The sequence below is a fragment of the Pseudoalteromonas sp. UBA6610 genome (genome assembly GCF_002433295.1).
In the GTDB taxonomy this organism is placed as follows: Bacteria; Pseudomonadota; Gammaproteobacteria; order Enterobacterales; family Alteromonadaceae; genus Pseudoalteromonas; species Pseudoalteromonas atlantica.
This window is the reverse complement of sequence record NZ_DJHW01000048.1, coordinates 11290-34116: the sequence shown is the minus strand read 5'-3', so window position 1 is coordinate 34116 and position 22827 is coordinate 11290. Positions and strand designations below refer to the sequence as shown.

Sequence of the window (22827 nt, the reverse complement as noted above, 5' to 3'; positions counted from 1 at the left end):
TGCGCTCATTATTTTTGCGCATTGTAGGGGTAAAAACACCAGCGATACTACTGTTTATTTTAAAAATTAAAAAAGAAATTTTTGGCCTTATTTTTAGCCAAAAAAAAGCCCATAACGCTAAGCTGTTATGGGCAAAGTCACACAATGAAAAAAGGGGAATTAAAATCTATCGGTTAAGTTACGTATTAGGTCAGAGTCTACAAACTGCGTGACCATTGCAGCACCCCATGCATATGCACGTTGTATTGGGTAGCCTTTAAATATCCAGCGTTTACGAACATGGTTAAAACGCTGTAAATACTGCTGTTTAGCACGCGGCAAAGGTGTACTACTTAGCTTATCCCACGCTTTATATACGCCCGACATGTCAGAGCCGCGCATAAAACGTTGCAACCAACGCGCAAAGCGCGAAAAGCTAATGGTTGACTGAAAATCAATGATATAAGGCTTGCCATCGCTACCACATAATATATTGCCCATATTACGTAAATCTAAATGCACAATGCCTAGGCGGTGCATTTTTGCAACTTGGCGTTCAAGCTCAATAAAAAATTCAACAGGCAACGTCTCACCCTGGTGTATTAAGCTTCTAAGCGGCGTGCCTTCTATGTAGTCATACGCCACCGCTATCGGCGATAAACGGCTAAACCGATTAGCAACTGCATCAAGCTGTGCTAAGCGGCTCAACCCTTTAAATTCTTGATTTACAGAAAGCTTGGCAAAGGTTTTTCGAATAAACCACGGGCTTTGGCTAAAGTCTTTTACTATTAAGTCAAACGTATCATCTTTGTACCTGTATACAATTGCGTTCGCAAAACGCCCTTTATGAACAACACTAAAATACTGTTGCATAAATACATGCTCAGGAAACTGCTGCTGTAATTGTGATAACAACTTATTTTCAATCATAACAAACCTAACAAGATGATAACCTTAATTGCCTAGGCAACTATATTAGCAAAGTTGGATTTGCCGCACAATTAGTTCTAGTACTTAGCAGGCTAAGTTTTTATTGAAACAGTATCGCTAAAATGTTGATAATCTTTTTTAGAGATTTAAGAAGGTGTATCTAGGTTGTTTATTGCTCGGTTTAGTAAGTCCATAACGCTGTGTTTTTCATTTTCAGAAAAACCGCTAAGTGCTTTTTCGTACACTTGATTTACTAAGGGCATTATTTGCGGATAAAGCGCTTTGCCTTTATCACTTAAACTTAAAAGTGTAGAGCGTTTATCAAACTCACATTGTGTTTTTTCAATTAAGTCTTTTTCTTCTAAACGCTTTAACAAACGGCTCATCGCGCCTTTATCGTACACCATATGATCGCTCAGTCCGGCTAATGTGTTTACTGAGCCACGCGCTAATAGCACTACCACAATATATTGCGCAGAGGTTAAGTCCATACAATCGAGTTGGGCATCGATGTGTGTGGCAATTTTTGAACGTAAAAACGATATCAACCGGCCTAGGTCTTGCTCTGCTACGAGCGTTTCGGGGTCAGCGTTTTGTACTGAAGGCATACTTTGTTGCATATAAGGGTTACTCTATTTATTCGAAATGCGTGTAATAGACTACACATAATTAATAAAATTCCCTAGGGTTAGCGTACTTTCAAAAATAAAAATTTGTTCTAGCTAGGGTCTGACATGTTTGGCGTTAATACTGCGTTATCGCCTATGCCTTTACAGCAACCTTAAAATATAAGCACAGCTTTACCAAGTAAAGGTACCTTGCTAAAAATTCAACTTCAAAAAGTAAACAGGCCCTAAACCATTTTGTATTTAAAATAAAAAGCCGCAACATAAGTTGCGGCTAGTGGTGGTTTATGCAATGACGTTTTAAACCTTAAACTGCCCTATTAACTGTCCTAAGTTTTCACCGCGCCCTGCTAAATGCTGGCTAACCTCAGAGGTGGCCTTACTTGCTTGGGTTAGTTCATTAACAATTTCTTGAATGGCAAACACATTACGATTTATCTCTTCCGTCACTGAGCTTTGCTCTGTTGCAGCGGTTGCAATTTGCGTACTCATGTCGTTAATGGTGGTAACCGACGTAGTCACAGCACCTAAACTTTGCGATATATCGCGCGATGACTCAACTGAGCGATTACAACTTGCTTGGCTCGCCTGCATGGCATTTACCGCGGCGCCCACTAAGTTATGTAATTCACTTAGCATTTCACTAATTTCATGGGTACTAAGTTGTGTACGACTCGCTAAGCTCCTTACTTCATCAGCCACCACGGCAAAACCCCTACCCTGCTCGCCGGCACGTGCGGCTTCTATGGCGGCGTTAAGTGCAAGCAAGTTAGTTTGCTCGGCAATGCCACCTATTACACTAAGTACACTGTCTATTTTTTTAGATTGCTCACTTAAAGAGTTTACCTGATCAGCTGCTAGGTTAATTTCGCCCATAAGGTTGGAAACTTCACTTAGGGAAATATCTACGCACTCTTGCGCTTTTGCCACTTCTAGCGTTGCCGTATGAGTAGACTCAGCAACTTGCGTGGTATTTTTAGCCACTTCGTGAGAGGTGGCCGACATTTCGGTAATCGCTGTGGCAACTAGGTCTGTTTCGTGGTTATGATTAAGCAGTTTATTTTCAAACAGTTTTGTTTGCGAATTAATATCGCTTGAGGCGTTTTTTACATCATTAGTAACATCAGCCACATTACTTATAATGCTTTGCAGCTTGCTAACAAACACATTAAACGATTCGCCCAACTGCCCTATTTCATCGTGCGTATGTATAGCTAGGCGTTTTGTTAAGTCGCCTTCACCTTTAGCAATATCATCTAAGCTTTGGCCCATTATTTGGATAGGTTTAACCATAGCGTTAGACGCTAAAAGTGCGCCCACTACGCTAACCACAACCCAAAATAAGGCAATCAATAACAAGGTAGTTATTTTTTCGCGAGTATGCGATTGCATAGTTTGTTTATAATTTGCAAGCTCTGTTTGTATATCATCCATATAGGCACCCGTACCAATCATCCAATCGGTACCTGGTATCATTACGGCATAGCCTATTTTCTCTACTAACCCGTTGGTATTTGGCTTTTGAAAATGGTAATTAAATGCCCCGCCACCTTTACGTGCTTGCTCTAATAATCCAACAATTATTTTTTTACCATTTGGGTCTGTCATGCCTATTTTATTTTGCCCCTCAATAGCACTTCCTAACAGGGCATGGAACACGCTAACGCCACGTGTGTCGTAAATAAAAAAGTAACCGTCGTCACCAAAAGTAAGCTCCCTAAGAACATTTTTAACACTTTGTGTTGATCCGTTATCTAACTGATGGCGTACCAACTTGCTTGCTATTTCCACTTCAGTGGCAAGTAGCGTGTGTTTGTCTTTAATGAGTTTAGATTTAATTGTTTCAAAATTTTGTTGCTGGTTTTGCGATTCTAAATAGTACGAGCTGGCCATTAAGCTAATTAATAACAAGCTCAACGGTAAAATAGCCAGTAATAAAAGTTTATTTCTCAAGCTTAAGTTACTCATTAAATCTCCACAAATAGGTATGCACGTTATCACTGTCTGCTTTGCAGTAATTAACGCAATAAAGTAAGCATTTAATATGTCACTATTTATATCAATTTATAAATAGCGCAGGGGGTTGCCAAGGGCTGGCAAGGTGGGCGCATTATAATTAGATTACAGCGCTTTAGATATACATTATTACTCGACATTAGTCGCAATTTTTTATCGAAAACACTGTGCAGTAAGGTGTTTTCATTACCTTTTACTTAGTTAACACTCAAGCAATTCCACCACTATTCATCTCACATTAAGGTAGCCAGGCATTTTTATTTAACATATAATCATCACAATTCTAATAATAAATACTTATACAAAAAGCGGGACAATGTTCAACGTTAACTTAGGCTGTGGTTTTTAAAAATAATAATGAAGTACTTCTTATGTCTAACGTTGTTGATTTGTTTAAACGTGTGCGCTCAACCTGCTAACAAGAGCATTGCCTTTTATTACTCATCCCCCATGCCGCTGGCTGAAATGACCTTTTATTCACGGGTTGTTGTGCAGCCGCAAAGCATCACTCCACACGAACTTAATTGGCTTAAAGAGCGCAACATTAACGTATACGCTTATTTAAGTGTGGGAGAATCGTTTACTGAAAATGAATCCTCAGTAGCAAAGAATCCACACTGGAATAGCCATATTGCTGATTTAACCGCTGAGCATTGGCAACAACACCTGCAAAAACAAGCACGTGAATTACAACAACGGGGCTTTAACGGTTTATTTTTAGATACGCTCGACAGCTACCAGTTATTAAAACCCGATTACGATAAAGCGGCTCAACAAGTGGGGCTTGTGAATATAATTAAAGGTTTGTCGAGTACATTTAACAAACACTTAATTTTAAACCGAGGGTTTGAGCTACTGCCACAGCTTGACGATTACGCCTCTGATTTAGTTGCCGAGGGGCTATTTAGCCACTTTAATCCAGTAGATAACAGCTACAAGCTTACCACTGAGAACGATCAAGCTTGGTTAAATGAAAAGCTTCATAAAGCACAATCACTGGGCTTTAACGTACAGGTAATTGATTACGCTAAACCACAGCAGCGCCTTGCGATGGCTAAACAAATTATTGCCCAAAGTTATGCTCCTTGGGTTACTGATGGGCACCTTCAAACTTGGGGGACATCAAATATACAGCCAGTGCCTAGGCGCATACTTATTCCATACAACAGTAATGTAAAGCCACTTATATACACCACGGTTCACTTAAAGCTTGCCACAATGATTGAGTATTTAGGCTACATACCTGATTACATAGACATGGCTAACACGCCTTTACCTAAAGTAGATACCAGCCTCCATGCTGGCATTATCTCTTGGACGACGAGCGATCAATTTTATAATGCACAGGTTATTGAGTGGCTCGAAAGTAACTTAGGCGTGGTACCGCAACTGGTACTTGGCGAGCTCCCTCCTTCTAATAAGTTACTTGAAAGCTTAGGAGTAGAGCCTTTTAATTTGCCTTCAAATGGGCCTTATAAACTCGCAGCTATGGCATCTTGGCTCAAGGGTGAGTCAACCACTGCGCCCGCTATTGTAAAGCCCTATTTATTAACACTTGCAGAGAATGCGCAATCATTAATATCAATACACGCTGAAGATGGCACCACCCTAACCCAAGGAAGTAAAACTAAGTACGGCGCACTTATCGCGGCACCTTGGCTTATAGATACATTGCCTATGGAGGGCAGTAACTGGGTTGTAGACCCCAAAGCCGTGTTAACTAAGGCAATGGGGCTTGCACCTATACTTGCCCCAGATACAACTACATTAAGCGGTCGGCGTATGCTAACCCTTCATATTGATGGCGACGGCTTTACGAGCATTGCGCACTTTGCAGGTAAACCTTACGCAGCAGAAGTTGTGCGCGATGAAGTTATAAAAAAATACAAGCTACCACTGACCTCCTCAATTATCCAAGCCGATATTGAGCCCAACGGATTGCATGGCGCTGACAGCCCAAAGCTTGAAAAAATAGCCAAGGAAATTTTTGCGCTTCCTTATGTCGAAGTCGCATCACACACTTACAGCCATCCCTATTTTTGGACAGCCTTATCAGGTAGAAAAGAAATAAATAAAGACGACACCGACTACGGGTTTCATTTAGATGTACCCGGTTATGACGCCATCGATTTAAATAAAGAAATAACAGGCTCAATAAATTACATTAATGAGCGACTCGCACCAAAAAATAAAAAAACCGTGATGATGCTATGGTCAGGTGATGCAACCCCAGGCCCAAAAGCCCTCAAACTTGCGCGAGATGCCGGTGTAATTAACGTTAATGGAGGAAATACCAATGTAAATGCCGACAATCCAAGCCTGTCGCATATATCACCTATTGGCCGTCCTGAGCGAGATTTGCTGTATCAAATATACGCGCCCATTTTAAACGAAAATGTTTACACCAATTTATGGCACGGCCCTTACTATGGTTTTAAACGCTTAGTAGAAACATTTGAAATAACCGAAAAACCATACAGGTTAAAGCCTTACACAATTTACTTTCATTTTTACTCTGGCGAAGTGCCAGCAGGGCTTGATGCGCTGCATTACAATATTGATTACGTATTAGCCAGAGAAAATACCCCGGTGCATTTAAGTCAATATGCACGCATTGCCAAAGATTTTTATTTTTCTGCGCTTGCTAAAAATACGCGTGGCGAATGGCTATTTAGTTCTAAATATATAAAAACGCTGCGCTTGCCTGCTATTTTTGATGTGCCCAATATGACTAACAGCCAGGGTATTTTAGGGGTAACCGCGCAAGGAAACTATATTCACGTAGGCGATGAAATAGCCACAATTAACTTTGATCATACAACGCCAAATAACCAACCTTATTTGCTCTCTGCTAATGTCGCGTTTAGTAATTGGCAGGTAAACGGCCCTGTCAGCTTTAAAGCGTGGATTGAGGCTAAAATTGAGCTTAAAAATGCTCGCAATTGTCAATTCATTTCGCATATGGGAAAGCGCTTTAGCGGAAAAACCTTTGGCAATACAACGCAGTTTACATTACCTGCTGGCGAATTTTATGGCTATTTAAACTGCGCAAAAAGGGCTCAATAATGAATAACAAAAAGCGCCCTCACTTAGTATCAGTTAAAACCATTTTAATTATATTAGCGGTTAGTTGTTTTTCACTTTACGCGCTGTTTCCGCACACCTTATTTTTTGAAGACGACTCGCTATCGCAAGATTATACCTTTGAAAAAACCTACTTAAATGCCGCATTAAGTAGCGACCCTAATAATGAAAAACTACGCGCCAAAAAAATAGCCATTCACCTGGGCTTAAATGAGTATTCGCAAGCGACTAACGAGCTTGAAAAACTCCCTAAGAGCGATACAAAAACTGAATTAGAAATAAAACTTTTATACGCATTGTGGGTTGATAGTGGCGTAAATAAAGATGACCGTTTTGAAGAACTAACACTTAAACTTGCGGCATTTAAACACTGGGATAACCAGTTATTAAATATAGCTAAAGCCACGGGGCTCAATGCAAACGTAGCGCAATATTATGAGCAACACGCACAGCCATTATTAGCCGCTGATTTTTGGTTAGGCGCAGGTGAGCCTGGTAAAGCGCTCGCTATTTATAAAACCCACATTAATGCCGATGTAGCCCAAAAAGCCATCGAAACCGCACTGGGTGCTAACAATCCAAAACAAGCTTACACATGGTGGAAAAAATACGGTGATACCGCTAATACCGAGCGTACATTATATTTTGCAAGCTTAGCGGGTGATAATAAAGAAGCCTTAAAAGCAGTAGAAAAATTATTAAAAACTCAGCCTAATAACAGCGAATATTTAACCAAAGCCATGCATTTAAATTTAGCCAATGGCAATGCAAACGCAGCTGAACAATTAATCGCAAAGTTATTACTTAAAACACCCAATGATAAAGCGCTGAGGCTTTTAAATTGGAAAATTATGCGCTGGCAAAATAAGCCTAAACAGGCGCTTAAAGAATTTAAATGGTTAATGGCCCATAAAGCCGTTGATGTAGCTATGCTGACCGACAGCATTAATGATGCGAATGCCTTGTACTTATATCAAGATGCCAACGACATTTACGAATATAAAGCGCAAAACCGACAGCTTAAAGGCAGCGGATTTGCAAATTGGATGCAAACCAACGAATTTATTGGTAACGCAAAACAAGAGCTTAATCATATTGAGCGCTATGAGCAAATAAACGGAAAAACACCTCTTTCACAATATTGGAAAGCCAAGGTGTTACACGATACCGGTAATTTAGCTGGACTGAGAGCTTTGTGGCCTCACTACGCAGGGCCAAAAAACGAAGAAGACTTACTTTGGCTTGCAAGAGCGCATTGGTTAAACGATGACTTTACAACCGCTTTGGCCATTTTAAAGCAAAAAGCACATAGTAACGATGATGAGTTTTGGGGTGCCCGCGTTGATATGGCTTTGCGTGTAAATGATAAAAAAGAAGAGCTATATGCTTTAGAGCAATTAAAAAACATTAGCCCACTGAGTGTAGGTGATATGCTGCATTATCAGCAGCTAAAATTTGCCGACAACCCACAAGGGTTATTAAATTACCTATGGCAACAAACCGCACTCACTGATAGACAGTTAATCCAAATTACCTTATTAAGCACGCAAATTGGCGATGAAGAACACGTTACTCGTGCTCATCAGGCTCTTGAAAAACAACGTTATAATAAAGCGCTTTACCCTGCATGGTTAATATTATCAAACTGGTACCAAAATCAAAGTGACTTAAATTACGCATACACAACACTTAACCGCGCAGCAAAACTAAGTGAATACAATCCCGATGTGGTACTAGCGCAAGGCTGGCTTGCATTGCAAATGCACGACACCATTATGATTAAGCGTATTTTAGCTAACTACTCAAGCAATGAACCCAGCCGAGAGTGGGCACAATTACTGGCGAGTTTATCTATTCATCAAAAAGCTTTTAATAGTGCTTATTTTTATCTGCGCCAATTAGCCATTAGTAACCCTCGAGATTTAACTACTTTAGTAAATTTAGCCGATGTTATGAACCAGTTAGGCTACTACGCTAATGCCAGCGAACTTAAACATTATTTATTAAACCATTTACCAAAAGACAAATACGCATACCGAGGTTTAATGATCCAATGGGCCGGCGCAATGGCCGTACCCCACTTACGCCAATTTAGCAGCTTAGATGACATAGCACCTGAGGCTATAAACAACGCAACCGCCAACTGGTGGTTAGCCAGACGCGCAGCACAAAAACTTGAGCCATGGCAAAAGCTACAATTGGCTATGAGCAACGGCGAGTTTAATAAAGTAAAGGCACTGGTAAATACGCAAACGTTAGGCAAGATAGATGAGCTAAGTGCTTTGCTCTATTTAAGGCAGCCTTATGCAACTATGCAGCGTTGGTATGAGGAGTTAACACACGAGCCAACACAAGCCGAAACGTCTTTATTACGTAACGCCCGCACCAGCTACTTTAGAGCATTAGAGATCAACCTATCCCCTGAGGCCGGTTTAAATACCAGCCAGTACGATGTAAATGTTTATTTTCCGTATGCTAAAGGGCAATGGAAACTTAGCATTAGCAATCAACAAAACTTAAATAACAACGGGTTACTGTTTGCCATAGAAGATAAAATGACATGGGGTCGTTGGTACTTTGATGCAAAAGTAGACTCTCATCAGGGCAATTTAATGAGCCGCCAAGGCTTGAGTCTAGATGCGCGTTACCGGTGGGACTCGCGCACACAGGTAGGTCTAAAACTTGAGCACAACGTTGAAAACCGCCAATCAGAAACCTTACTTAGCTTTGCCAAATTAAATAAAACCACGGCTTATATAAATTACGCTATTGATGGGCGTCAAAACATGCAGTTCTCGGCAGCCGCCATGGCATTTAAGCGCCGCAGTGATAGCTCAACGCTTGTCAGCGGGCAAGAATATAACGCCCGTTATCAATACACTATTTTAAAAGACCGCCCTATTTGGAGTACTTATTTTAGTGCTCAATGGCAAGACTTTGAACGCACATTAGCCCCTTTAGGCATAGATCAAAGAGCCAGACCGCTGCTTATTGATATACAACCTTTTAGGCGCTTTGCTCTGGGCACTTCGCTTTCGTCAAACTCGAACTTAGCCCCCCCTTATTTAGGCGAAAGCCCCTCGTGGTTATTCGACATCAGTACGGGTTATCAAACGTTCAACGACACTCTCGACATTTCAGTATCAAGTGGTGCGGGCTGGTCAGTGCTAGGGGATGATTTATTTAAATTACAGCTGGGTTATCAAAGTAGTAATAAAGTGGGTAACTCAGATACACAATTACAATTAGGCTATTACGTACATTTTTAATGTTAGGAGAGAATATGTTTCGTTTAATCATACCGTGTTTGGTATTAGTGCTCAGTGCATGTACCACCAGCCGTGTGGCTGATGATGTAGAGCTAGGTCCATCAACTACCGTGGCTTTAATGCCTTTGGTAAATCATGCGCAAACCCCCTTAGCCGGTGAACGTGCAGAAGATATACTGGCAAGTATTTGGCAGCAAAATAAGCTTCCTACGTTATTACGTGCACCGCGCAGTAACTCTAAAGACCTTCCGCCACTTGACGATCAATACCGTCTTGATAACGCCATGCAGTGGTTAAGCACACAGCAAACAGACTATGTGTTATCAGGTAGCATAGAAGAATGGCGTTATAAAGCGGGTCTAGATGGCGAGCCGGTAGTCGCACTTACACTTAGCTTAACGGCCAAAGGTCAAACAACCCCACTTTGGACAGGCACTATCGCAAAAAGTGGCTGGGGGCGCGACAGTATTGCCGCGACAGCACAAGATGTCATCGCCGATTTAATTTCGTACATTGAGGTTAGTGAGTGAAAACACATTTTTTTCGACCAAGAGAGGTCCCTGAGCTACAAATTTGGGCTGAGGTAATTGTATTTACCGCGCTTGCAATTGTGCTGCCGGTTATATTTAACGCCGAAGACCCCTTTTGGACGGAAAATGGGTTTTCGTGGCCCGTACTTGGGCCGCTGTTAGTGGCTTTGCGCTATGGTTTTTCAAAAGGCTTTATAAGCATATTATGTTTATTAGCCGGGCAATTGCTGTTAAGCAAAAGCGAAGTATTAGCGCAACCTAACGAATTTAATATTAACGCCATGATTGGTTATTTAATTGTAATTATGATTGCTGGCGAATTCAGAGATGTATGGGAGCGCACTAATCAGCAGCAAAGTATTGAGCTTGAATATGTAACTAACCGATTAGAAACCTTTACCCGCCAATACCATTTAATAAACTCATCCCACGACCGGATTGAGCAAATGTTAGCAGGTCATACTCTTAGCCTGCGCGAATCGCTCCAAGCGGTACGGGCCGTTATAGGGCAACTAACACAAAGACGCTTAGACAGTGCGGCAAATAGCATTTTAAACTTATTTGTTGAATATGGCTCACTTGAAAAAGCAGCGCTTTATAAAGTAGAAAACAACACCATAATAGAGCAACCATTAGCAAGCATAGGTGCTATGGGCGAGCTAAATATGGAAGACCCCCTTATTAAAGCCATGTTTGAAGAGCGCGAGCTGGTTTCTGTTAAAGAGGTTAAAAATAAATTTAGCCAATACCATATTGCTATCCCACTGGTTGATATTAATAACACTATTTACGGGGTAATTTTAGTACAAAGCATTCAATTTTTTGCCCTTAAAAACACCACACTTACTTTGCTAGCCGTTATGGCCGGTAACATTGGCGATTTGCTGCGTCATGAAATTACCAACCCGGTAATGACCCCACAAGAAACCCCTTATTTTGTAAGGCAACTACGCAGGGCGAACAAAGAAGCTAAACGCTATAATATTCCCTCGCAGCTGCTTAAACTCAAAGCAATGCAAACAAGTGAAGAGTCGCGCCAATTATTAGAGTATTTAAGTGAAGCTCGCAGAGGTTTAGATATTTATCTTTACGATAGTGAAAACCACACACTTTTACTGCTTATGCCAATGGCAAGTGAACTGGACAAAAGTGGCTTTATATCGCGTATTAATACTTGGTGTATCGAGCACTTTGGTAAAACCGTTGAGCAACTGCAAATTAAAATAGAAGAACAAATGGCATTGCCTATAAGCAGCGAACACATCGCTAAGTTAGTTGCATCCCATGATTAAAATTATCGTTGCCACTTTTATTGGCTGTTTATGTGAATACTTTGCTTTTGCGCATATTTTAGATGCGCCTAACTGGCTGTTAATTGTTTTATTACATGGCATTGCTAGCCTGTGCTTTACCTTTGTAAGCCATGCTTTTATTCCTAACAAATACAAAACCACCTTAAAAAGTGGCTCAGCGCTGTTATTTTTACTGCTATTTACCTTGCCTGTATTTGGTATTTTAGGGGTGGTATTTGCCATTACTTTTGCCCTTAGTAAACCGCTTAAAAACAACGATATTGATATTGTAGAGCACAAGGTTCCTGCCCTGCCCTTTGAAGCAAGAAGTGTCTCAGCAACGCCTATTTACTCTATGGGTGGACTAAAAGCTATTTTAAAACACGCCAGTGAGCCAAATAAACGCCTAAGTGCAGTAATGGCTGCACGGCACATGAGCGATGCCCAAGCTATTCCTATACTCAAACTGGCTTTAAAAGACTTAGAAGATGATATTCGCTTACTTGCCTATTCAACTCTTGATAGCAAAGAAACTAAACTGAACGAAAAAATAAGCCAATGCCAGCACGCTATAGCCAATACCACGCAACAACCTAAATTGAGCAATCTGCAACGCCAACAAGCCGAGCTTTATTGGGAGCTTAGTTACTTAGGCTTAGCACAAGGCGCACTAAAAAAGTACGTACTAGAAAAAGCAGAAGCACTAACCTTAACAAGTATAAAGTTTAACCCTCAGCCAGCAAGCTATGTGTTTTTAGGGCGAATTCAACTTGCGCTCGGTAAATTAAATGAGGCGCAGCAAAGCTTAAATTTAGCCACGCAATTAGGCATGGCTAGGCGCCACGTACTCCCTTATAAAGCCGAAGTCGCCTTTGGATTACACAATTACACAGACTGTCAGCGCTATCTCGAAGAGCTAGCACTACAGCCTAAAGGCTCTGAGTTACGCCATTTACAGGAGTATTGGCATGAGTGAAAAAAAAGCGGACATTTTACTCTTACTTGAAGGCACTTACCCTTATGTACGGGGCGGCGTATCAAGCTGGGTACATCAAATTATAGAAGGCCTGCCTCACTATAACTTTGAATTAGTGTTTGTTGGTGGCGCACCCGAACACTACGGCGACATTCAGTACACGCTACCGAGTAATGTAACTAAGCTGCATGTGCATTATTTAGTTACGCAACACAGTACAAAAATAAAAGCGAAACATGGCGTTAAATATAAAAAAGAACTGTTTGATTTTTGGCAGCAATTGCAAGGGTATTTCCGTGACTGTAAAGACCCAATACCGACGGAGCTTTTAAAGTTTGCCTTTGAAAATCTAGCTAAAAAAGACGGCATCAACGAAGCCGATTTTTTATACAGCGAGTCGTCGTGGCAGGTGCTGGCAAACTATTATTTAACCTATTGCGATGAATCGTCATTTATCGACTTTTTTTGGTCGTACAGAAATTTGTATAAACCACTGTTTAAAATAGCCGAAATAGCCCGTTCACTCCACGATGTTAAACTTATTCATTCTATTTCGACAGGCTATGCTGGCATATTGGGCGCAGGTGCAAGCGTTATACACAACACGCCATTTTTGCTTACCGAGCACGGTATTTATACTAAAGAGCGTAAAATAGATTTAATACAGGCCAGCTGGATAAAAGAGTCTGAACAAAGCCTAGGTAAAAACCTAAATACTGAAATGGGCTTTATTCGCCGAATGTGGATCAGCTTTTTTGAGCAAATTGGCCGCACTACTTATCATCAAGCCGACAAAATCATCTCGCTTTATGAAGGGAATAGACAAAGGCAAATTAAAGATGGTGCCAGCGAAAGTAAAGCCTCGGTAGTGCCTAATGGTATAAAAACAAAACGCTTTGTGGATGCCCTTAACGCAAGACCTAAATCGGTCCCTATGGTGGTTGGGTTAATTGGCCGTGTAGTGCCAATTAAAGATATTAAAACCTTTATTCGTGCCATTAAAGAGGTCCAAGCCGAACTGCCAGACATAGAAGGCTGGATCATAGGCCCTTTTGAGGAAGACCCACAGTATTATAAAGAGTGCCAGCTACTAGTAAGCAGCCTAGATTTAGACAAAAACATTACGTTTACCGGCATGAAAAACATCGTCGAAATACTCCCAAAGCTAGGTATTGTTGCGTTGACTTCAATTTCTGAAGCTCAACCATTAGTGCTACTTGAAGCAATGGCAGCAGGCGTACCTGTACTTGCAAGTGACGTGGGCTCGTGCCGAGAAATAATAGAAGGGGCAAGCGAGGAAGATAGGGCCCTTGGTAAAGCTGGCGAAGTAGTTTCTATTGCCTCACCCAGCGAAACCGCACAGCAAATAATCACCCTATTGGAAAATGAGCAAACATGGTATCAGTACCAACAAAACGGCCTCAACCGTGTTAAAATATACTACGATGAGAGCCATATGTTTGCCCGCTACGATAAACTTTACAAGGATACAATCGCATGGCCGGAATAGGTTTTGAGATACGTAAAATTCTCAAAAAAAACACCCTACTCTCTGTTTTTGAAGCATACGGTTATGCGGGATTAATAGGCTCAGGCCCTTGGCTGCTTTCTATCATTGCGCTCATGCTAATTGGTATTTTAAGCCTAGGTGTCGTGCTGCCAAAAGTATTAATTATTCAGTTTTTAACGCTTATTACGTATATGATGGCAGCGTCCCTTATATTAACCGGCGGCCTGCAGCTATTATTAACGCGTTTTGTTGCCGATCTGTTTTTTCAAAAAAAGGACGAGCAGGTACTGCCTAATTTACTTGGCGCGCAGCTTGTTACCACCCTTGCCGCATTACTGATTGGCTTAGCTGTATGGCCAATACTACCGCTACCTGTTGTGACTAAAATAATAATATTAGGGGCGTTTGTAAGCTTATGTAACCAATGGCTTGGCGCTATATTTTTGTCGGGAATGAAGGAGTACCGGCTTATTTTAGTGACTATGTTAAGCGGTTACAGCTTTATGGTGTTACTGGCATTTTTACTGCGCGACTGGCAAATAGACGGGTTGTTTTTTGCTTTTTTTGCCGGTGAAGCGCTGCTCTTTTTTAGCTTTTTGTTTATGATTATTCGTCGCTACCCTGGCGGTAAACTCATTAGTTTTGATTTTTTAAACAACAAAAAAGTGTATTACAGCCTATTTTTTTGTGGGCTTTTTTACAACATAGGCGTGTGGGCCGATAAAATTATTTTTTGGTACTCCCCCGCTACCTCTATTCAAATTATAGGCACATTAAGAGCAAGCCCTATTTACGACTTGCCTATATTTTTAGCCTATTTAACCATTATTCCAGGAATGGCGGTATTTTTAGTCAGAATGGAAACCGACTTTGTAGAACAATACGACCGTTTTTATACCGCCATTAGAGGTGGCTCATCGCTTGAAGAAATTTTTTACCTAAAAGATAAAATGGTGCAAACAGCGCAAGGCGGCCTTTACGATATATTTAAAATCCAAGGTATAACCGTTGCGTGCTTATTACTGTGGGGCGAGCAAATACTGACCTTTATAGGCATAGACCCTAACTATAAAACATTACTGTTTATTGATGTGGTGGGTGTAGGTGTACAGGTTATATTTTTGTCTATTTTAAATATTTTATTTTACTTAGATAAGCGTGCCACCGTATTATTTTTATCTGGGCTGTTTTTGTTTATCAATATCGTATTTACGATTGCCTCAATTGCATTAGGGCCACAGTTTTATGGTTACGGTTTTGCGCTCTCGACCATAATTACATCTGTAATTGGTCTTTATTGGCTATCAAAACAATTTGAAGAGCTTGAGTACGAAACTTTTATGCTGCAGTAGCACCGCCGTACCATTAATGGTAACTTACAAAAGTAAAGCTAACTTTAATTAAAAAGGACTTATCTTTAATGAAAAAAGGAATTACCACGCGCTTTAATATCTTTGCAACCATAGCTTTGTGGGCTATTAGCTTGTTGTATACGTTAATGACGTTTGATGTAGGGAATACATATCAAACGAATAGCCTTATTGATATTTATATACAAACATTCACAGTAAAAATGGTGCTATTGCTAGCAATGTGGATTATAAGCGCCTGTATTTTGTCGGCACTATTTAAAGAAGTTTGGAACCGTTTAATTTCAGACATCTTCAACCTTCGCTTAATTGGTTTGAACGAGTCTTATACCTTATGTGTTTTAATAACATGGCTGTTATTGAGTTAAATCTTTGCACTTAAATTTTGAGTAAAAGGTAAAAGGTAAAAGGTAAAAGGTAATCAATATTTAACAATGACCTGCTTAGTATTGGCAAAAAAATTGCCAATACTTTTTATGCTAACGTGATTACTAACCATGAAACATATATTACTTACTCACCCAGCGCGCTTTAAAACCACGCGTATCAACATGTATAAATGCACCGCGATGCGATTTTGGCCCGTAAACACCTAAACCGCCAAGTAAGCCTTTAAATGACTCTCGCTTAGCGAGCGACTCCACTATACCAGCCATAGCTTGTGCATCGCCAATAGAGTGCTTGCCGTCGTTGTTTATATCATCCATACGGTAGTCGCCGTCGTTATCTATAAATATATCGGCAGCGTCGCCAAACACATGGCGGCTAAGCTTTACGTTACCAATGGCTTTGTTGTAATAAGGGGTGCGGTAACCGCTCATTACCACCATATTTTTAACCGGTATGTTTTCTAAAATCATCTCTTTGCGTATTTTTTCAAGTTTAAGTAACAACTTGTTTTGTAAAAATAAGTATTTAGGGTGCTTACTTCGTTGCTTACTCACAAATTCTTTAAGAGAAAAATGCGGTGATATTTTTATATTTTCGTTCTCTGGGGTCACCTTTACAAAACCATCGGGCACTATGTAATGCTTACTATCTTTAATTTGTGAGGGCGTTGGGTAATGGCCAATGTGGTAATATTTAAGCTTTCCACCTTGTACTTCATCTGCAGGTACTTTAACAAACACATTAATTGTCATACGTTGCTTTTTGTCGGGGGATTCAATAATTACCCGTGTTAAGCCAGGTTTTTTAGGCGCCTGCCACTGCCAACGGTTTGTATCAGTTAAGGTGGCGTTGCTATGGTTATTAATAAATGAATAGGGTCGTTTTGATTGTGCGTAAAGCACTTCAAATTCAACCGCTTCATTAGGCATCACAAATACAGAAAACACCGAATACGGCATTACTATGTCGTTAATTTTTAGGCTAAACTCTGCATCTTCAAAATTTGCTTTATTTTGAATATCAACGCTTGGGTGTGCTTTTTTCACGGGCTCGGCGGCATAACTACCTACGCTTACGCAAAGCGCTAATATGCAGCCTAAAATACTCGGTATAAACGGCATAAATCCTCTCATAGTCTATTTAATCAATGCAGCAATGACTGACTGATCTTCGTTTTTAAGTAATGCTTTTGCGTCGTGTTGATAAATATCGTCTCTAAAATTAACGAGCATGTCTTCATCAACCCACGCCGTCCAATACACTAAATGAATAGGTAAGGGCTCATTTAAATAAAAAGTTTGAGTGGTATCGGTATCTCTGGCTTTATCCACTTGCTTAAGAGTGCGCTCTTCACCTTGGTGCTTAATTATTTCACGCGCCAATGAAAATGGCTCTTCAACCCTTATACAACCATGTGATAACGCACGCTGCGCTTGGTTAAAACGCTGCTTTGCTGGCGTATCGTGAACATAAATGGCTTCAGGATTTGGAAACAGATATTTCACTTCGCCAAGTGGGTTTTCATCCCCTGCCCGCTTAACTAAAAAGTGATCAAACTGATAGGGCTTAATAGACTGCCAATCAATATTACTGGGGTTAACTGTTTTAGAATCTAGGTAGCTGTTTTTTCTAACTTCGATATTATTTTTAGCAAGGTACTGAGGATCTTTTGCCACCTTTGGTGCTATTTCTTTGGTTGCAATAGAGGTTGGTATGCGCCACTCAGGGTTTACTACAAATTTTTCGATTTCGTCACTAAAGGCAGGTGTTTCCCAACTCGGCTTACCCACAATAACGTTATTTTGTAGTTTTACTTCGCCTGCTTTTACATAGCGCAATGTGTACTCAGGTATGTTTACATACACATACTGCGAATCACTTGAGCCTGCGAAGTTAGTTATGCGGTAAAAGTTAAGCTTTAATTTAGCCAATTTTTTCTTAGCGGGTACATTAAGCTTAGCTAAGGTGCGCTTTCCTACTCGCCCATCAACCTTTAAACCGTGGCGACGCTGAAACTGTTGCACAGCCTGCTCTATGGTTTTATCAAATGTGCACATTGCGGTGTCACATACATTGCTAGTTAAGTCACGCTCTTGATACAAACGCAGCGCTAACTGACTCACCGCTTTACTGGTGCTGCCAAGTTCAAGCAACTCATTAGTGTATAAAGGAGTAAACCCGCCACTGTTAACTATTTCTGTGTACCAGTTAATTGCTTTTTCGGTGCGCGCTATTAACTGTGCTGCATTTTGATCAAAATAATAATCGCCATTTTGCAATTGTTGTTGCGAGTTGTAAGTGGTTAATGAAGAGTTGGCAAGTGCCACACTTTCAAGATCTGCAGTGCCTAGCGCTTGCCCTGTTAGCATGGTGCTAACGCAGCCTGCGAGCGTAGCGTGTAACGTAATGTGTTTTACCTTTGTAGACAATGCCTTTGAAAATAACCCCTTCACTTTGTACCTCCTCGCTAAATATCATTGATAAATGCTTTTGTACTTACTGCTTAACAGTAATTTGAAGGTGCAATGCAGGTGCCAAAATAAAATAAAAACACAAAACACTGAAATCTAATAACTTTTTAAACTTTTACATGGTAATTAAAAAACACTTCAACTACGCAATTATGTAATTTGGTTGCTGTAGTGTGTAAAGTTGCTATAGCAATTAGTCTTTTAAAAAGGCCAAAAAGCCACACTCATAACGACTCAAGTATTTTGTTTTTCGCGGTAAAGAAAGCGACTCTCGCCACGCTGTTTGGGTTTGTTCATCCTCTTTACACAAGGCAATTAAATCCGGGTGAACATACGATTTACGGGCAATAGCGGGCGTATTACCTAGCTGCTCAGACACGCTCTCGAGCATACTTTTTAAACTAAGTGCGCCTTTTGCTTTTACAAGCTGCTTAAAGGCAATAACACTGGCTCGCCAGGTTCTAAAGTGCTTAGCGCTAAAGTCCTCACCCATTATTTGTTGAATATACTGGTTAATTTCACTAGAGGTTACGTTTGTACGCTCTCCATCGCTTATATATTGAAACAAATGCTGACCGGGTAAATCTTGTAGGTCTTTAATTACATGGCTAAGCACTCTGTCGGTTATGTTTACCTCGCGCTCTTTGCCCGATTTAGCCCGATACCGTAGCTGTATATTTTTACCCGTAAGCTTAGCATGGCGATTGCGCAGGGTTGTGGCGCCAAAACTTTTGTTTTGCTTTACATTTCGCTCGTTACCTACCCGCAATGCACCTAAGTCCATAAGCCTAACTACCGCAGCTAATGTGCGCTCTACGCTAAGCTCATCCCCTTGTAAATCGTTTTCTAAACGGGCGCGCAGTAATGGCAGCTTATTGCCAAACACCCCACAGGCTTGGTATTTTTTCGCCTCTTTTTGAGCTCTAAAATCTTCATGGTAGCGGTATTGTTTACGGCCTTTACTATCTATCCCGGTTGCTAAAATATGGCCATTTTCTTCAGGGCAAAACCAAGCATTTTTGTAGGCGGGCGGAAACGCTAACGCATTTAAACGAGCAATCACTTTTTGATCGGTAATTTGCTTTCCTATTGGGTCAAAGTACAGCCACGTTTTGTTTTTACGCTTACGGGTTATACCGGGTAAATTATCATCGACGTAGATTAGTTTCATTTATGCTCCTAGCAACTTAAACCACCATCAATAAAGGTATCACTGTAAAATAACCTTAAACTGAACAACGTTATTGATATATAATCAAAAATTGAACAATAATATAAAAATCCGTTTAGTTAATTACCTGCTTAAGTATATAAACTGCACCTTTTGGTACCGTTTAGCTATGCTCATTTTGGCCAAAATATACACGGATAATAATACCAACTCGCTTAATTAATTAGTCTATTTGAGCCCGGAAAAACATAGCTAACACTAGGTTTGCCCCCGCAAATGATTAAGTATTATTGCAAAACTGGTAACCCCCCTTAAATAATGTGCTGTTTACAAGGAGCATACAATGGCATTTGATTATGGTTCTATTGATCTTGGGTTAAAAAACCCCTTTAAGTTGGAAGGTAAAGTAACCGCGCTAAGAGGTATTATCGAGTCGGTAGCAGGCGTAAGTTTACTTGTTATAGCTGCGAGCTCGGTGAAAGAAAGTACCACCGCAGGCTGGATTTTAATGCTATTTGGCATGTTTATTTTAGCGCTGGGTATTCGCTCTTTATCGTCAGGTATTTATGCCACCTTAAAATACTTTGTAGGCAGAAACCACCCTACATCGCTTGCGTATAATTTTAGTAAGTCTGAGAGCTCTACCGCGCAAGAAGAAAAAAAAGAAGTAGCCTATAACGCCCAATCACTCGAAGAAATGCTGGTTGGTCGTAAAAACAGTACCTTTAAAGAGCCTAACGGATTTTTATCTCGTTTGTTACACAGCTTAATTCCCAAACTGTTATTTTTACCTTACCCAATTAGAAATGTAGCGCAGCGATTATTTGGCTCATGGGTGAGCACGCTTGTTGCTTTAGTTGCTTATGGGCTTGTAGCGTTTGTTTCGCTGTCGGGCTTTACTGGGGAAGCTGGCGAATTGGCCTTTCCGGTTTACAGTGCTATTTTAATGTTTTATGTGCTTTTTTCTTGGCGCTCAAGTAGCAAACCTATCTCTCGCAATGCTGAAAGAAACATTGAAGCGCTGGGAGGCGGTACATTAGCTAAAATTATTTCGTTGTCGTTTATTTTGCCGATTGTTATTGGCCTTTCTATGTCGTGGCTAATGCAAGAGCAACATATCAGCAAACAAGAAATAGACGCGTGGCTGGCACAACTGCCAAACTTGCATGCTGGCATATACCTCATTGCCATTATTATATTAGCAACGTTAAGCTGTGCATTAGTATTTACAATGATCAAAGCACGCTTAAACGCAGTGACCCCTACCGCCGAAGTGTCAGAATTACGTGAAAACTGGCAAGAGTCTGTTCACCCTGATGAAGTATTTATAAACCTTGATAATCTTGTCATGGCAAATAGACGCTACAAAGAAGTGCCCAATAGAGTTTACCGCGAGCTAGACCCAAAACTGCAAGAGCAAATAGAGGGTAAAGGCGGTTTTAAAGGCGAAATGATTCAAGAGGTTCAGCCTAAACTACATGCTATGGAGCTAGGTAAAAACTTTACCCTAGCCAGATTAGTTGCGCTAATAAGTGCTAATTTACTTTATATTGTGGCATTAGTATTAACGGTGTGGTTAGCCTATTCATTAATAGATATTTATTACTACATAGATAGTGCTAATATTAATAATTTACAGCAAGCGTTTAATAATCAAAACGTTATACAGTTTAGTAGCTTACTAATGAGCAGTGTTCATATTTTAATAATAGCAGTGATTATTAAAGCCTTTGCTCGTTTACTGGCTAACTGTGCTCATTTATTTTTTGCCGAAATGCAGTTTGAATCATTACTTGTGTACTTTAAATGTGAAGGCACATTTACCGAATCTAAAATTTCAACGGGGACAGGTATTCATGACAGCACCCGCTCAGAAAACACCTTAGTGCGCAGCAGTATCACGCCATGGGTCATTGTCTCTCGTGTTATTACGAGCACGTTTGCTGCCACCGGTATGAAAAACCTTGAGCATCCTCGCCATATAATGGAAATGCACAAAGATGAAGGTCAATTACAAGCCATTAAAAATGATGTAATTGCCTTTCTAAAAGACCGCGAATCGATTGCCTCAATTACCAGTGAGCGCGATTTAGGCAATGCATCGCAAATACATCAATTAAACCAACAAACCCGTGCAATACCTACTCAACAAGCAATAACAAAAGAGGATGAAGAGGCCGCTGGTTACCTAAGGCAAGAAGAGAACTTAACACCAGAGCCTAAAGCTTAATAATCGCTTTGCTATATTTGTAAAAGCTAAACTGCGCCGCGGTTTGTAATCTAGGCAACTAGGTTACAAACCGTGCGCGCACTAAATACTTACCGCTAAACCTTTTTTAAATACCAGCTTGTTAAAATTTATGGTGTTTATCTGCCTTATTATTAACGTATTTTTAACTACCCTTCACTTTATTGAATCATTTATACCTATTTGACCGATTAATTCTAAATTTACGCATAAACCCCTTGCTTTATGCGTTAAAAACCAAATAATGAAGCAATTATAAACTGGGTAAGAATGAGGAAAATGAGCTATATACTAACCACCCAATGTGCCGACGATGTAGGCCTAATTGCCAAAATTACAGGGCTTTGCCACGCGCACAATTTAAATATTACACGTAATAACGAATTTGTAGATAAAGACGCCAAGCGCTTTTTTATGCGCACTGAACTAACCGGCGAGCCACAAAGTGACTTTTTATCGCAATTACGCGCTTTATTACCTGAGGGTGCACAACTTGCTCTACATGATGATACAAAAACTAAAGTGGTACTACTTGCAACAAAAGAAGCACATTGCTTAGGGTCTGTATTACTTAAACAGTTTGAGCAAGCGTTAAATATTGAAGTATTAGCTGTGATTGCCAACTACCCAGATTTAGAGCCATTAGCAAAAGGCTTTGATGTGCCTTTTCATGTTGTCTCGCACGTAGGCCTAAGTCGCGCCGAGCATGATGAAAAAGTAGGTGATTTAATTGCCTCTTATAACCCTGACATTATTGGCTTAGCAAAATACATGCGCATACTAAGTCCTGAGTTTGTGGGTCGCTTTGAGAACAAAATTATTAATATTCACCACTCGTTTTTACCGGCCTTTATTGGCGCTAAACCGTATCATCAAGCATTTGAGCGCGGCGTAAAAATTATTGGTGCTACGGCTCACTTTGTAAATAATGAGCTAGATGAAGGCCCTATTATTTTACAAGACGT

At 40.4% G+C, this 22827-nt stretch carries 16 protein-coding genes; 10 read left to right on the top strand and 6 right to left on the bottom strand.

The genetic code is table 11. The features are described 5' to 3' along the window. Positions 1-159 precede the first annotated feature (159 nt). From B4F91_RS06360 to B4F91_RS06350, 3 genes are all read right to left on the bottom strand, one after another. Positions 160-909 (bottom strand): serine/threonine protein kinase, encoded by a 750-nt coding sequence (locus tag B4F91_RS06360; protein WP_286937883.1) that lies wholly within the window; start codon positions 907-909, stop codon positions 160-162. 146 nt (positions 910-1055) lie between these two features. After that, positions 1056-1529 carry a MarR family winged helix-turn-helix transcriptional regulator gene (locus tag B4F91_RS06355; RefSeq protein WP_052026274.1) on the bottom strand — a complete coding sequence of 158 codons (474 nt, stop codon included), beginning with the start codon at positions 1527-1529 and terminating at the stop codon, positions 1056-1058. Positions 1530-1835: 306 nt separating this feature from the next. Then, positions 1836-3503, bottom strand: coding sequence for a methyl-accepting chemotaxis protein (locus tag B4F91_RS06350; protein WP_029774564.1), 1668 nt, complete (start codon positions 3501-3503; stop codon positions 1836-1838). Positions 3504-3908: 405 nt separating this feature from the next. Between B4F91_RS06350 and B4F91_RS06345 the strand changes: the two genes are divergently transcribed. From B4F91_RS06345 to B4F91_RS06310, 8 genes are all read left to right on the top strand, one after another. After that, a complete protein-coding gene (locus B4F91_RS06345) occupies positions 3909-6617 on the top strand; it encodes an endo alpha-1,4 polygalactosaminidase (RefSeq protein ID WP_348689456.1) in 2709 nt (902 codons plus the stop codon). Continuing rightward, the gene (locus B4F91_RS06340) at positions 6617-9904 is read left to right on the top strand and encodes a tetratricopeptide repeat protein (RefSeq protein ID WP_286937887.1); all 3288 of its coding nucleotides are present in this window, start codon (positions 6617-6619) and stop codon (positions 9902-9904) included. The genes B4F91_RS06345 and B4F91_RS06340 overlap by 1 nt, the downstream gene beginning before the upstream one ends. Positions 9905-9918: 14 nt before the next feature. Further along, on the top strand, positions 9919-10434 hold the full coding sequence (locus tag B4F91_RS06335; RefSeq protein ID WP_024033096.1) for a hypothetical protein: 516 nt from the start codon (positions 9919-9921) through the stop codon (positions 10432-10434). Beyond that, positions 10431-11726: a PelD GGDEF domain-containing protein gene (locus B4F91_RS06330; protein WP_096739212.1), complete on the top strand. Its 1296-nt coding sequence runs from the start codon at positions 10431-10433 to the stop codon at positions 11724-11726. The genes B4F91_RS06335 and B4F91_RS06330 overlap by 4 nt, the downstream gene beginning before the upstream one ends. After that, entirely contained in the window at positions 11719-12702 is a 984-nt protein-coding gene (locus B4F91_RS06325; RefSeq protein ID WP_138684447.1) for a tetratricopeptide repeat protein, read from the top strand. Before B4F91_RS06330 ends, B4F91_RS06325 begins: the two co-directional genes overlap by 8 nt. Then, the gene (gene pelF, locus B4F91_RS06320; RefSeq protein ID WP_286937890.1) at positions 12695-14212 is read left to right on the top strand and encodes a GT4 family glycosyltransferase PelF; all 1518 of its coding nucleotides are present in this window, start codon (positions 12695-12697) and stop codon (positions 14210-14212) included. The genes B4F91_RS06325 and pelF overlap by 8 nt, the downstream gene beginning before the upstream one ends. Further along, positions 14200-15564, top strand: a complete 1365-nt coding sequence (pelG, locus tag B4F91_RS06315) for an exopolysaccharide Pel transporter PelG (RefSeq protein WP_024033100.1) — start codon at positions 14200-14202, stop codon at positions 15562-15564. The genes pelF and pelG overlap by 13 nt, the downstream gene beginning before the upstream one ends. 68 nt (positions 15565-15632) lie before the next feature. Continuing rightward, positions 15633-15950 (top strand): hypothetical protein, encoded by a 318-nt coding sequence (locus B4F91_RS06310; RefSeq protein WP_096041272.1) that lies wholly within the window; start codon positions 15633-15635, stop codon positions 15948-15950. Positions 15951-16091: 141 nt separating this feature from the next. Here the strand turns inward: B4F91_RS06310 and B4F91_RS06305 are convergent, their stop codons facing one another. The 3 genes from B4F91_RS06305 to B4F91_RS06295 all read right to left on the bottom strand — a co-directional run bounded on the left by B4F91_RS06305 (position 16092) and on the right by B4F91_RS06295 (position 19614). Then, complete coding sequence (locus B4F91_RS06305; protein ID WP_096041271.1) at positions 16092-17093, bottom strand: D-Ala-D-Ala carboxypeptidase family metallohydrolase; 1002 nt, start codon at positions 17091-17093, stop codon at positions 16092-16094. A gap of 15 nt (positions 17094-17108) precedes the next feature. Beyond that, on the bottom strand, positions 17109-18425 hold the full coding sequence (locus B4F91_RS06300) for a L,D-transpeptidase family protein (RefSeq protein WP_286937895.1): 1317 nt from the start codon (positions 18423-18425) through the stop codon (positions 17109-17111). A 211-nt stretch (positions 18426-18636) separates the two neighbouring features. Then, complete coding sequence (locus B4F91_RS06295) at positions 18637-19614, bottom strand: DNA topoisomerase IB (RefSeq protein WP_286937897.1); 978 nt, start codon at positions 19612-19614, stop codon at positions 18637-18639. 343 nt (positions 19615-19957) lie between these two features. Here B4F91_RS06295 and B4F91_RS06290 point away from each other — a divergent pair, with 343 nt between their 5' ends. Both B4F91_RS06290 and B4F91_RS06285 read left to right on the top strand, forming a co-directional pair. Further along, positions 19958-21844 (top strand): hypothetical protein, encoded by a 1887-nt coding sequence (locus B4F91_RS06290; RefSeq protein WP_096041268.1) that lies wholly within the window; start codon positions 19958-19960, stop codon positions 21842-21844. Positions 21845-22141: 297 nt separating this feature from the next. Then, the coding region (locus tag B4F91_RS06285; protein ID WP_286937900.1) for a formyltetrahydrofolate deformylase at positions 22142-22827 on the top strand (686 nt) is incomplete at its 3' end.